We start from the raw sequence: 12635 nt of genomic DNA on the forward strand, positions 1-12635 counted from the left end.
GATGAACCGCGAAAGCGCGCCTCGCGACGGGTCCCGTCGCTAGGCGTGTCGACGCGAATCAGCTTGAACTTTTGCGACCTGCCCAGATGGGTAGTGCGGCCAACTGCCCGGTCTTGTCGGTCGGAAATTGGCCCATATCTGGGTTAAGCCTTAAGTCAGTTCTGCATCACCCCTAACCCCTGGGTTCTTTCATGCGCGATCCCGTTGAAACCTACATGAACCTCGTGCCGATGGTCGTCGAGCAGACCAATCGCGGCGAACGCGCCTACGACATTTTCTCGCGCCTGTTGAAAGAGCGCATCATCTTCGTCACCGGTCCGGTGGAAGACGGCATGTCGACGCTGATCGTCGCGCAGCTCTTGTTCCTCGAGGCCGAGAATCCGAAGAAGGAAATCTCGATGTACATCAACTCGCCGGGCGGCGTGGTGACGTCGGGCCTTGCGATCTACGACACGATGCAGTTCATCCGTCCGCCGGTGTCGACGCTGTGCACGGGGCAGGCGGCCTCGATGGGCTCGCTGCTGCTGGCAGCCGGCGAGAAGGACATGCGCTTCACGCTTCCGAATTCCCGCATCATGGTGCACCAGCCCTCCGGTGGCTTCCAGGGCCAGGCTACCGACATCATGCTGCACGCGCAGGAGATCCTGAATCTCAAGAAGCGCCTCAACGAGATCTACGTGAAGCACACCGGCCAGACCTACAAGGCGATCGAGGACGCGCTCGAGCGCGACAAGTTCCTCACCGCCGAGGACGCCAAGGCGTTCGGCCTCGTCGACAAGGTGATCGATAAGCGTCCCGATGATCCGGCCTCCGTGAAGGCCGCCTGATCCTGGTAGAGATCCCGAGGCGTCGGTGTGACCACCACATTGACGCCTCACATAACCGGCAAAGCAGGGGGCGGCGGAGTACCCCGCAAGTGCATGGGCGAGAGCGGAAAGTTCCTCTTTCGTGCTCATTGGCCGGCGTGGTAATCCCGCAACGTTCCGTGGATTTCGACGTGTATTCCACGTGCGGTCGTGGAAAATCACGGTATTGTCACGGTCTTGAGCCTGCCATCCGATTAGCGAATTCTTGATAGTCGGATGCCAGCATGGTTGGCTGTAATGCATCGGCTATGATCGCGGAGATTCGAATAAACCGTGATTGCAATGGTCAGTATTGCGTAGGGTCTTTTTTGGTACGGAATTTGCTCTATCTACCCAAGACCCCGGTTTTGTGCCGGATTGGGTCGATCTGGCAAACAAGATCGAACGGCGGACGGAGATAATGAATGAGTAAGGTCGGCACGAGCGACGCCAAGAACACGCTATACTGCTCGTTCTGCGGCAAGAGCCAGCATGAAGTTCGCAAGCTGATTGCCGGACCGACTGTCTTCATTTGCGACGAGTGTGTCGAACTGTGCATGGACATCATTCGCGAGGAGAACAAGTCCTCGCTGGTGAAGTCGCGCGACGGCATCCCCACGCCGAAGGAAATCTGCAAGGTTTTGGACGACTACGTGATCGGCCAGAGCCATGCCAAGAAGGTGCTGTCTGTCGCCGTCCACAACCACTACAAGCGGCTTAACCATCAGACCAAGCACAACGACGTCGAGCTCGCGAAGTCGAACATCCTGCTGATCGGTCCGACCGGCTCGGGCAAGACGCTGCTGGCGCAGACGCTGGCGCGCATCCTTGATGTTCCGTTCACCATGGCCGATGCGACGACGCTGACCGAAGCCGGCTATGTCGGCGAGGACGTCGAGAACATCATCCTGAAGCTGCTACAGGCCGCCGACTACAACGTCGAGCGTGCGCAGCGCGGCATCGTCTACATCGACGAAATCGACAAGATCAGCCGCAAGTCGGACAATCCCTCGATCACCCGCGATGTGTCGGGCGAGGGCGTCCAGCAGGCGCTGCTGAAGATCATGGAAGGCACGGTGGCCTCGGTCCCGCCGCAGGGCGGCCGCAAGCATCCGCAGCAGGAGTTCCTGCAGGTGGATACCACCAACATCCTGTTCATCTGCGGCGGTGCGTTCTCGGGCCTCGAGAAGATCATCTCCGCGCGCGGCCGCTCGACCTCGATCGGCTTCGCGGCGCAGGTGCTCGCGCCGGAGGACCGCCGTACCGGTGAGATCTTCCGTCACGTCGAGCCGGAAGACCTGCTGAAGTATGGCCTGATCCCGGAATTCGTCGGCCGTCTGCCGGTCGTCGCGACGCTGGAAGACCTCGACGAGACCTCGCTGAAGAAGATCCTGACCGATCCGAAGAACGCACTGGTGAAGCAGTACCAGCGGCTGTTCGAGATGGAGAACATCGAGCTGACCTTCGCCGACGAGGCGCTTGGCGCGGTCGCCCGCAAGGCGATCGAGCGCAAGACCGGTGCGCGCGGCCTGCGCTCGATCCTGGAGAGCATCCTGCTCGAGACGATGTTCGACCTTCCGGGCCTGGAAGGCGTCGAGGAAGTCGTGATCTCGCGCGAAGTGGTCGAGGGAACGGCGCGCCCGCTCTACATTTATGCGGATCGTTCCGACCGCGCTGTCGAGACCAGCGCGAGCGCCTGACGGCACACGTCTTGATGCGGAAAAATCGCGCGGCTGCCGGACGATCCGGCGGCCGTTGCGGCGCATTACAAGCGGCGCTGCGGCATTGCAGTAAATGCCTGTTTAGCCTGAATTTCCGGGCACTTCTCAGACTTGACACCCCCCTGCATGATAGCCACCTAATGCTATCGGTGAGGGATCTCACGCGTTGAGATTCGTTGCTTCACGACGCGGAATATGCGTTGCCGACGGCAATCTGATTCCGGGTCACCAAGGCACCTTGTGGCGGTTGCGCAAGCAGGCGGGCTGCGAGCAAGGGGGCAAAACAAAAGGATAAGGCCATGACGACCTCAAAACCCCGGCCAACGATTGTCCACGGCGAACGCCACTCCTATCCGGTGCTGCCGCTCCGCGACATCGTCGTCTTCCCGCACATGATCGTGCCGCTGTTCGTCGGTCGCGAGAAATCAATCCGCGCGCTCGAAGAGGTGATGAAGAGCGACGCGCTGATCATGCTCGCGACGCAGAAGAACGCGTCCGACGACGATCCGGCTCCCGATTCAATTTACGAGACCGGTACGCTCGCCAGCGTCCTGCAGCTCCTGAAACTGCCCGACGGCACCGTGAAGGTGCTGGTCGAGGGCCTCGAGCGCGCGCGGGTCGAGAAATATTCCGATCGCAGCGAATATTACGAGGCGACCGCGGTCGCGCTCGGCGACACTGACGCCAACTCGGTCGAAGCCGAGGCACTGGCGCGCTCGGTGGTGTCCGACTTCGAAAGCTATGTGAAGCTGAACAAGAAGATCTCCGCCGAAGTCGTCGGCGTGGTCCAGGCGATCACCGATTTCGCCAAGCTCGGCGACACCGTCGCGTCGCATCTCGCGGTCAAGATCGCCGATCGGCAGGGCATCCTGGAGACGTTGTCCGTCACGCAGCGCCTGGAGAAGGTGCTCGGCCTGATGGAGAGCGAGATCTCGGTGCTGCAGGTCGAGAAGCGCATTCGCTCGCGCGTCAAGCGCCAGATGGAGAAGACCCAGCGCGAGTATTACCTGAACGAGCAGATGAAGGCGATCCAGAAGGAGCTCGGCGACGACGAAGGTCGCGACGAGCTGGCCGATCTGGAGGAGAAGATCTCCAAGACCAAGCTTTCCAAGGAAGCGCGCGAGAAGGCCCAGCACGAGCTGAAGAAGCTGCGCCAGATGTCGCCGATGTCCGCGGAAGCGACCGTCGTGCGCAACTATCTGGATTGGCTGCTGTCGATCCCGTGGGGCAAGAAGTCCAAGGTCAAGAAGGATCTCGAGGCCGCGCAGGCGGTGCTGGACTCCGATCACTACGGGCTCGAGAAGGTCAAGGACCGCATCGTCGAGTATCTCGCGGTGCAGTCGCGCGCCAACAAGCTGACCGGACCGATCCTGTGCCTGGTCGGGCCTCCCGGCGTCGGCAAGACCTCGCTCGGCAAGTCGATCGCCAAGGCTACGGGGCGCGAGTTCGTGCGCGTGTCGCTCGGCGGCGTGCGTGACGAGGCCGAGATCCGCGGTCACCGCCGCACCTATATCGGCTCGATGCCCGGCAAGATCATCCAGTCGATGCGCAAGGCGAAGACCTCGAACCCGCTGTTCCTGCTGGACGAGATCGACAAGATGGGCGCCGATTTCCGCGGCGATCCGTCGTCGGCGCTGCTCGAGGTTCTGGACCCCGAGCAGAACTCGACCTTCAACGACCACTATCTGGAGGTCGACTACGACCTGTCCAACGTGATGTTCATCACGACCGCGAATACGCTGAATATTCCGGGCCCGCTGATGGACCGCATGGAGATCATCCGGATCGCCGGCTACACCGAGAACGAGAAGGTCGAGATCGCGCGCAAGCATCTGATCCCGAGCGCGCTCTCCAAGCACGGTCTGGACTCCAAGGAATGGTCGATCGACGACGCGGCCCTGCTCTTGATGATCCGCCGCTACACCCGCGAAGCGGGCGTGCGTAACCTGGAGCGTGAGCTTTCCACACTCGCCCGCAAGGCGGTGAAGGAGCTGATGATCTCCAAGAAGAAGTCGGTGAAGGTCACCGAGGCGAACATCGAAGAGTTCCTCGGCGTGCCGAAATATCGCTTCGGCGAGATCGACAGCGAGGACCAGGTCGGCATCGTCACGGGTCTGGCCTGGACCGATGTCGGCGGCGAGCTGTTGACCATCGAAGGCGTCATGATGCCCGGCAAGGGCAAGATGACGGTGACGGGCAACCTGCGCGACGTGATGAAGGAGTCGATCTCGGCGGCGGCGTCCTATGTCCGCTCGCGGGCGATCAACTACGGCATCGAGCCGCCGCTGTTCGACCGGCGCGACATCCACGTTCACGTGCCGGAGGGTGCAACCCCGAAGGACGGTCCGTCCGCCGGTGTCGCGATGGCCACCGCGATCATCTCGGTCATGACCGGCATCCCGGTCCGCCACGATGTCGCGATGACCGGCGAGATTACGCTGCGCGGTCGCGTGCTGCCGATCGGCGGTCTGAAGGAGAAGCTGCTGGCTGCCGCGCGTGGCGGCATCAGGACGGTGCTGATCCCGGAGGACAACGCCAAGGATCTCACGGAGATCTCCGATGCGATCAAGGGCGGCATGGAGATCATCCCGGTCTCGCGGCTGGATGAGGTCGTCGCCAAGGCGCTGGTCCGCGTGCCCGCGCCGATCGTCTGGGAAGAGGAGACCAGCAAGGTCGACGTCAAGCCCGACGCTTCGGACGAAGCCTCCGGCGGCCTGACGGCGCACTGACGCGAGCTCCAGTCGAAATAGAAAACGGCGCCTTCGGGCGCCGTTTTTGTTTGAGCAGTGGGCCGGCCACGAGACGGCCGCTACTACTCTTTCTTCTCGACGACGAAATTGCCGAGCGCGCCGAGCGCCATCAGCACGCTGGTGCCGATGAACACTGCGCGCATGCCGATATGGCCGCCGATGAATCCGCCGGCGAGCGGGCCGATCACCTGGCCGGCATATTGCGCGGAGATCGAGTAGCCGAGCATGCTGCCGGTGACGCCGTCGGGCACGTTGTGGCGGATCACGCTGGCGATGCAGGGCAGGAGGCCGCCGAGCGCGAGTCCCATCAGGAAGCGCAGCAGGATCAGCTGCCAGCCGCTGACCACGAAGGCCTGCGGGATCAGAAGCGCTGCCGAGGCCGCCAGGCAGATGGTGATGATCCGCCAGTGGCCGACGCGATCGGCGAGCTTGCCGAGATGCGACGACGACAACAGGCTGCCGAACGCCGCCGCCGACATCACGAGGCCGGCGACGAACGTCACCTGCGGCGCCTCGACCAGTTGCGCGACGTAGACCGTGATGATCGGCTCGATCGACATGTTGGCGATCATCAGCAGCAGGCCGGTTCCCCACATCGCGATCACAGGGCGCTTGTCCGGAACCAGCGCCCAGCCGCCGCGCGATTTGCTGCCTCGGGCCGCCTTCGGACGCGGCTCCTCGCGGATCAGGAAGGTGGTGCCGAGGAAGGTGAAGAAGATGACGCCGCCGATCAGGAAGAAGGTGGCGCGGATGCCGATCAGGTTCGGCAGCACGCCGCCGATCAAGGGGCCGACCAGGCTGCCGGCCATGATGCCGGCGGACAGCACGCCGATCGCCCAGCCGGACCGCGCCTTCGGCGTCTGCGCCGCGACCAGCACGGTCGAGCCCGAGGCGTAGCCGCCGAGCAGGCCGGTCAGCAGCCGCAAGCCGACCAGCTCGTAGACGTTATGCGCCATGCCGATCAGCGACATCGCAATCGCCATGCCGAGGCTGGCACGGATCAGCATCAGCTTGCGGCCGTAGCGATCGGCGAGCCGGCCCCACAGCGGCGCGGTCAGCGCCGCGCTGAAGAAGGTCGCGCCATAGGCTATGCCCGACCATTGCACGATGGCGGCGTGGTCGCTGACGCCGAGCTGCTCGACATAGAGCGGCAGGAACGGCAGCAGCAGCGTCATGCCGACGATGGTCGTGAAGGACCCGAACACGCAGACGATCAGGTTGCGCTTCCAGGGGCCCGCGTCGAGCAGGGCCTCGCGATCGATTTCCATATCCATGTCAGCGCAGCCCGATGACGGCGAAGCCGCGCGCGCGCAGGCCGCGGCGATCCTCGTTCAGCGAACGCAGCAGGCGATCGCGGGTGTATTTGATGTGATCGGCGGCTTCGCGCGCGGCGGCCTCCGGATCATTGGCCTTGATGAAGCCGAGGATGCGGCGGTGCTCGCGCCAGGCCTGCTCGCGCGACGGTTCGGTCCACACTTCGAGCCAGCGCGCCCGCGACAGCCGGGTCATGGCGCCCTTGATCGCCTTGACGATGAAGGGGTTGCCGGACAGCCGCGCGATCTCGACATGGAAATCAGTGCCGACGCGGTGCCACTCCTCGCGCGGCGCGCCGGACTGGCAGGCATCGAGCATCTCTTCGACCGCGGCGATATCGGCCGCGTTCGCGCGCGCGCAGGCGAGACGGACGGCGGTCGTCTCCAGCGGGATCCGGAATTCGGCCAGCGCTTCGAGCTCACCGAGGTCGATCGGCGCGACGATCCAGTTGCGGCCGTCGCGGCGGACCAGCTCTTCGCCTTCGAGCCGCACCAGCGCGGCGCGGATCGGGGTGCGCGATCCCTCGAACCGGCTCTCCAGCCAGCGCTCGGTCAGCCGTTCGCCGGGGCCGAGGTCGAGCGAGAGGATCATTTCCCGCAGCTGGTCGTGGATTTGCAGCATCTGTGACATGGGGCCGTCCTGGGTCAGGTCGTCGGCGTATCCCGATTTGGTATCCCAAACAAGGCCGATCCGGGATACCAGAATTGCGTTCCGGCGTGGCAGGCCGCAGGCCGGGGCGGGAGAGGGGGGAACCCGGCTCCGGCGAGTGACTTTGTCTGACGGAATTGGGAGAACGCGGATGCGGATCGACGGCCAATGCCATTGCGGGGCGGTGACCTATCGGGCCGAGATCGACCCCGAGCTTGTGTCGATCTGCCATTGCACGGACTGCCAGGCGCTGACCGGCTCGCCCTTTCGCGTCACGGTGATCTGCGCCGCCGAGCAGGTCCAGCTCACCGGGCGTCAGCCAAAGGTGTACGGCAAGCGGGGCGATAACGGCCGGATCCGCTTCCAGCATTTTTGCGCCGATTGCGGCTCGCCGTTGTTCACGAGCGGCGAGGGTGGCGGCCCCGACGACTGGGGCATCCGCTGGGGCAGCATCCGCCAGCGCGGCCAATTGACCCCGCGACGCCAGCTCTGGTGCCGCTCGGCCGCACCCTGGATCAACGATCTCAAGGGATTGCCGGCACGGCCCATGGATTGAAAAGGATTGAAGCGGCCTTGCACCTCAGGGGCGGGCGAGGCTAAAGAGGCGCCGCAGGCAGGGCGGTTAGCTCAGCGGTAGAGCACTGGTTTTACACACCATTGGTCGGGAGTTCGATCCTCTCACCGCCCACCAGCCTTCGCACCTCGCGGGCTACGGCTTGGCAAGCCAGCCTTTGAGCACGAATTCATCCGCTTGTTCGGTACCGCAGGGCGAAGGCTGTCGCGCCGAAGCTCGAAGAGCGTAGGCGGACCGGCTCCATCGCTCTGGTACTGGCCTATGGTTGCAGCATCCTGATTGTCGAGATCGGCCACTTCCCGATATGACCCTTGATCGATATGCGCAGCCCATGAGACTCGTCCAGAAACACGTCCTCGACAGTCCCGGCAGTGCCATCGGTGAGGGCCACGGCCCTTCCGACCAGCTCAGCTTCCATTTGCACGTACTCGCGCAGGATGACGATGGCGCGGTGTTTCACGAGTTGCAAGGGCGGCCTCGGGCTGATGAGCTCTACGTAGCAAGGCCATGGCTCGGCCTCCATGCGCGCGGGAAGAGGGCGCGATCCCGGCCTTGGGGTAGTTGTGGGGTGGCCGGGATCGCGCTTGCTCCGCGCTGGTGCGCAAACGCTATTTGATCTCCGACCGGGGGAAAGATGCCGAAAGTCACGCTTTCGTCCGAGAGCGGGTTCCTGCCGGCGCGATGCGGTGCGGGTTTGATGCTGACGCTGCTGCGATGCTAATCTCGCCGCCTAACCGGGAACTTGATGCATGCGCAAACTCGTCGCGATTTTTCTTCTCACCATGATTGCCGGACCGGCACTCGCGCAGGACGATCACGTCCAGCGCTATCGCGAAGAGGTCGAGAAATCACCGGCGGATCTGGCCAACGAGGCGCGGCAGCAGCGCGCCTATCAGCGTGCGCTGAGCGGCGTGCCGGACCGGAAGCCGACCGACCCGTGGGGCATTGCGCGCAGCAATGACGCGCCCAAGGGCGCTGCCGCGAAGAGCGCCGCGCCGAAGCAGGCCAAGCCCGCGAGCGCAGCCGCCAAATGATTCCCGTCTGCGGAGCCGGCCGATGAAGTACTACGTTTGCAAATTGACCGGACCGCGCCCGACATTTCCGCAGGACATGACGCCGCAGGAGGCCGCCATCATGCAGGCGCACGTCGCCTATTGCGGCGAGCTGCTGCGGGCCGGCAAGGCGCTGGTGTTCGGACCGGTCGCCGATCCCGCCGGCGTCTGGGGGCTTGGCGTGCTGCAACTATCCGACGATGCCGATCCGGGCGAGATCGTCGCCAACGATCCCGTCACCAAGGCCAATGCCGGATTCAGCTATCAGGTCATCCCGATGCTGCGCGCCGCGACGCGCGAGAGCTGCTAGCATCGCCGGATGCTTCCTCAACGAGGTTTGATCCGATGAACGCAGGCCATCCGCAAAACGCCGATCAGATTGCTTATTGGAACGGGCCGGGCGGGCAGCGCTGGGCCACACGGCAGGCCGCGCAGGACATCGTGCTGCAGCCGGTGCTCGACCTCCTGATCGATCGCGCCGCGCCGAAGGTCGGCGAGCGCGTGGTCGATGTCGGCTGCGGCAGCGGCGCCTCGAGCTTCGCGCTCGCGGCAAAGGTTGCGCCTGATGGCCACGTGCTCGGCGTCGACGTCTCGGAGCCGATGCTGTCGCGGGCGCGGCAGAGCACGCCGCAGGGATTGCCGGTCGAGTTCGCGCTGGCCGACGCGACGGTCCATCCGTTCGCGCCCCAAAACTTTGATCTGTTGGCGTCGCGCTTCGGCGTGATGTTCTTTGCCGATCCGGCGGCATCCTTTGCCAATCTGCACAAGGCGATGAAGCCGACTGGCCGTCTTGCCTTCGCCTGCTGGCAGGAGCCGCGCGAGAACCCGTTCTTCATGGCGCCACTTGCCGCGGTCTACAAGCACGTGCCGAAGCTGCCGCAGCTCGGGCCTGAGGATCCCGGTCCGTTTTCGTTTGCCTCGGAGGCCCGGGTGAAGCGGATCCTCGGCGAAGCCGGCTTCTCCGGCATTGCGATGGAGCCGTGCAAGGTCGAGCTCGATGTCGCAACCGGCCGCGGTATCGATGCGGCGATCCAGGGCGCGCTCGAGCTCGGACCGGCCAGCCGCGCGCTGGAGGGACATCCGGATGAGGTGCGCGCGGCCGCGATCGCCTCGATGCGCGAGGCGCTCACGCCCTTCGTCAATGGTGATTCCGTGCTGCTGCCGGGCGCGATCTGGATCGTGACGGCGCGGGCCTGATCAAGCCCGCTCTTCCCAGATCATCGCCAGATGCACGATGGTCTGCACGGCCTTCTCCATGTCCTGGCGGCTGACCCATTCGAGCCGCGAGTGGAAGGCGTGCTCGCCGGCGAAGATGTTCGGGCAGGGCAATCCCATGAACGACAGCCGCGAGCCGTCGGTGCCGCCGCGGATCGAGGTCTTCACTGGCACGAGGCCCGCGCGCTCGATCGCCTCGATCGCATAGGCGACGATCTGCGGATAGCGATCGATCACCTCCTTCATGTTGCGGTATTGCTGCTTGACCTCCATGCGGTAGGTCGAGCGCGGATAGCCCTTCATGACGTCCTTCACGATGGCTTCGAGCAGCGTTTCCTTCTGCTTCAGGCCGGCCTCGGTGAAATCGCGCACGATGAAATCGATCCGCGCGGTCTCCAGCGCGCCTGAGATCGCGACCGGATGCAGAAAACCTTCCTTGCCCTCGGTGGTCTCCGGCGAGCAGGTGTCCTTCGGCAGGCGATCGACGATCGCGGCCGCGATCTTGATCGCGTGCTCCATCTTGCCCTTGGCGAAGCCCGGATGGGTCGCGAGGCCTTCGATGATGATGCTGGCGCCGTCGGCCGAGAAGGTCTCGTCCTCGATATGGCCCGCGGTTTCGCCGTCCATGGTGTAACCGAAATCGGCGCCCAGCTTCTTGATGTCGACCTTGTCGACGCCGCGGCCGATCTCCTCGTCCGGCGTGAACAGGATCTTGATGGTGCCGTGCTTCACCTGCGGGTTGGTGACCAGGAAATGCGCGGCGTCCATGATCTCGGCGAGGCCGGCCTTGTTGTCGGCGCCGAGCAGGGTGGTGCCGTCGGTCGTGACGATGTCGTTGCCGATCTGGTCGGCCAGCGCCTCGTGCTCGGCGGCGCGGATCACCTGCGAGGCGTCGGCGGGCAGCACGATGTCGCCGCCGCGGTAGTCCTTCACGATTTGCGGCTTGACGTTCTTGCCGGTGCAATCCGGCGAGGTGTCCATGTGCGAGCAGAAGCAGATCACCGGCACCGCCTTGTCGGTGTTGGCCGGGATCGTCGCATAGACGTAGCCGTGCGCATCAAGATGCGCGTCCGATATCCCCATCGCCTGCAATTCGGCGACCAGCAGGCGGCCGAGATTCTTCTGCTTCTCGGTGGAGGGCGTGGTGGGGGAATCCGGGTCGGACTGGGTGTCGATCACGACATAGCGCAGGAAGCGCTCGGTGACGGTGTGCTTGAAGTCGAGGGCCGGTGCCAGCATGAAGACCGCGCAAGGAGAGGGGACGGGAATAATGCGCCCGGGCGGGTTTGGTTCGCGCAGGCAGGATGCATCAGGAGACAGAGCTATAACAGAAAAGCGCCACTCCGGGGCCGCGCACGAGCCGGAATGGCGCTGAGATCAAGGGAGAGCAAAGCCGCTAGATCGCTTCCTTCAACTCCTTGGCGGCGCGGAAGGCGACCTTCTTGCTCGCCTTGATCTGGATCTGCTCGCCGGTCGCCGGGTTGCGGCCCATGCGGGCGGCGCGCTTGCGGACCTGGAGGATACCGAGGCCGACGATCCTGATGCGCTCGCCCTTCTTGAGGTGCTTGGTGATCCGGGTGACCATGTCGGTCAGGATCGCCTCGGCCTGCTTCTTGGACAGTTCCTGCTCTTCGGCGATGGCCGCCGCCAGGTGCTTCAGCGTGATCGTCGCCGGGGTCGCTGCTTTCTTCGCCATGTGTGGCCCTCCTCTTTGCTGAATGGCTGGATTGCTGCTTTCACGCGAATGGCGCGCCGTTCGCGTCGGGAAAACGTGACCGGAAAAGTCCTGAAAGCCGCCAGTTCTGGGGACGGGCAGCGCCGGGCCGGCCACAGGAAACCCAGACGTATCAGGCCTTATTTGATTCGGGGCTTTGCTGACACCACCGTTTCCCCTGAAAATAGCCGACAATGTGCGTCCCACAGCGTAAAATCGGCGGTGCCGTGCAGGGGTCCGGAACGTCCTTGACTAACGGGATGCGGGCCTTTATGCCCTCGGTCCTGCGCGGATCAGTCCGATGATCAGCATCCGCGGGAGTAGCTCAGTTGGTTAGAGCGCCGCCCTGTCACGGCGGAGGCCGCGGGTTCGAGTCCCGTCTCTCGCGCCAGTTGTTTCAATAACTTAGCAGAAATATCGGTTCCCAAGAGTATTTCTTGGGGCTTCGCGGAAGTACTTTCGCCCCTTTCTGTTCCTCCAGCAGCTTCGCCCTGATGATGGGCGCTTGATCAAATCGGCGGGCGCTACCGACGTTCACCGGGTTCTAAGTCTCGCGCAGCTTCTCGTTGCGGTCGACCGTTTTTGCCATCTTGTTGGACTGATCCTCGCCCGTCGCGCCGCCGACGTCACCCTCGACCGCGCTGGAACGCCGCATGTCCTGGAGTTGCCGCACTTCGGCCGGCCCGAAAGCGAGTTTGCGGACTTCGGCGAAGTCCTGGTTTGCGCTGCTCTTGGTGTACGGGCCGTCACCATAAAAGCTGCTGGGCCAGAGCGCCGAGCGGCCAGCAAGATGAACTGAGGC

General features: G+C 64.0%; 13 protein-coding genes and 2 tRNA genes. 10 read left to right on the plus strand and 5 right to left on the minus strand.

Annotation, left to right across the window (positions count from 1 at the left end):
• Positions 1–191: 191 nt before the first annotated feature.
• The 3 genes from ACVIW0_RS17630 to lon all read left to right on the plus strand — a co-directional run bounded on the left by ACVIW0_RS17630 (position 192) and on the right by lon (position 5295).
• On the plus strand, positions 192–827 hold the full coding sequence (locus ACVIW0_RS17630; protein ID WP_461353457.1) for an ATP-dependent Clp protease proteolytic subunit: 636 nt from the start codon (positions 192–194) through the stop codon (positions 825–827).
• Positions 828–1270: 443 nt separating this feature from the next.
• On the plus strand, positions 1271–2545 hold the full coding sequence (gene clpX, locus ACVIW0_RS17635) for an ATP-dependent Clp protease ATP-binding subunit ClpX (RefSeq protein WP_461353458.1): 1275 nt from the start codon (positions 1271–1273) through the stop codon (positions 2543–2545).
• A gap of 320 nt (positions 2546–2865) precedes the next feature.
• Positions 2866–5295, plus strand: a complete 2430-nt coding sequence (gene lon / locus ACVIW0_RS17640) for an endopeptidase La (RefSeq protein WP_461353459.1) — start codon at positions 2866–2868, stop codon at positions 5293–5295.
• Between the two features lie 83 nt (positions 5296–5378).
• Here the strand turns inward: lon and ACVIW0_RS17645 are convergent, their stop codons facing one another.
• Together ACVIW0_RS17645 and ACVIW0_RS17650 are read right to left on the minus strand one after the other, a co-directional pair.
• A complete protein-coding gene (locus tag ACVIW0_RS17645; protein ID WP_461353460.1) occupies positions 5379–6590 on the minus strand; it encodes an MFS transporter in 1212 nt (403 codons plus the stop codon).
• A 1-nt stretch (position 6591) separates the two neighbouring features.
• Positions 6592–7260, minus strand: a complete 669-nt coding sequence (locus ACVIW0_RS17650) for a GntR family transcriptional regulator (RefSeq protein WP_461353461.1) — start codon at positions 7258–7260, stop codon at positions 6592–6594.
• 169 nt (positions 7261–7429) lie between these two features.
• Here ACVIW0_RS17650 and ACVIW0_RS17655 point away from each other — a divergent pair, with 169 nt between their 5' ends.
• A complete protein-coding gene (locus tag ACVIW0_RS17655; RefSeq protein WP_461353462.1) occupies positions 7430–7834 on the plus strand; it encodes a GFA family protein in 405 nt (134 codons plus the stop codon).
• 60 nt (positions 7835–7894) lie between these two features.
• A tRNA-Val gene (locus ACVIW0_RS17660) sits at positions 7895–7969 on the plus strand.
• A gap of 142 nt (positions 7970–8111) precedes the next feature.
• Here the strand turns inward: ACVIW0_RS17660 and ACVIW0_RS17665 are convergent.
• Entirely contained in the window at positions 8112–8321 is a 210-nt protein-coding gene (locus ACVIW0_RS17665; protein WP_461353463.1) for a PRC-barrel domain containing protein, read from the minus strand.
• A gap of 280 nt (positions 8322–8601) precedes the next feature.
• On the opposite strand from ACVIW0_RS17665, the gene ACVIW0_RS17670 reads away from it, so the two are divergent.
• Genes ACVIW0_RS17670 through ACVIW0_RS17680 form a run of 3 tightly spaced genes read left to right on the plus strand, consistent with a single transcriptional unit; the run spans position 8602 to position 10101 of the window.
• Positions 8602–8886: a hypothetical protein gene (locus ACVIW0_RS17670; RefSeq protein WP_461353464.1), complete on the plus strand. Its 285-nt coding sequence runs from the start codon at positions 8602–8604 to the stop codon at positions 8884–8886.
• A 22-nt stretch (positions 8887–8908) separates the two neighbouring features.
• Entirely contained in the window at positions 8909–9214 is a 306-nt protein-coding gene (locus ACVIW0_RS17675; RefSeq protein WP_461353465.1) for a YciI family protein, read from the plus strand.
• A 35-nt stretch (positions 9215–9249) separates the two neighbouring features.
• Complete coding sequence (locus tag ACVIW0_RS17680) at positions 9250–10101, plus strand: class I SAM-dependent methyltransferase (protein ID WP_461353466.1); 852 nt, start codon at positions 9250–9252, stop codon at positions 10099–10101.
• Here ACVIW0_RS17680 and pepT read toward each other — a convergent pair whose 3' ends face one another.
• Complete coding sequence (gene pepT, locus ACVIW0_RS17685; RefSeq protein WP_461353467.1) at positions 10102–11358, minus strand: peptidase T; 1257 nt, start codon at positions 11356–11358, stop codon at positions 10102–10104.
• Positions 11359–11515: 157 nt separating this feature from the next.
• On the minus strand, positions 11516–11839 hold the full coding sequence (locus ACVIW0_RS17690; protein ID WP_349629985.1) for an HU family DNA-binding protein: 324 nt from the start codon (positions 11837–11839) through the stop codon (positions 11516–11518).
• 308 nt (positions 11840–12147) lie between these two features.
• Between ACVIW0_RS17690 and ACVIW0_RS17695 the strand changes: the two genes are divergently transcribed.
• Together ACVIW0_RS17695 and ACVIW0_RS17700 are read left to right on the plus strand one after the other, a co-directional pair.
• A tRNA-Asp gene (locus tag ACVIW0_RS17695) sits at positions 12148–12224 on the plus strand.
• A gap of 114 nt (positions 12225–12338) precedes the next feature.
• The gene (locus tag ACVIW0_RS17700; RefSeq protein ID WP_461353468.1) at positions 12339–12632 is read left to right on the plus strand and encodes a hypothetical protein; all 294 of its coding nucleotides are present in this window, start codon (positions 12339–12341) and stop codon (positions 12630–12632) included.
• Positions 12633–12635 lie beyond the last annotated feature (3 nt).

This window comes from Bradyrhizobium sp. USDA 4454 (assembly GCF_054822705.1).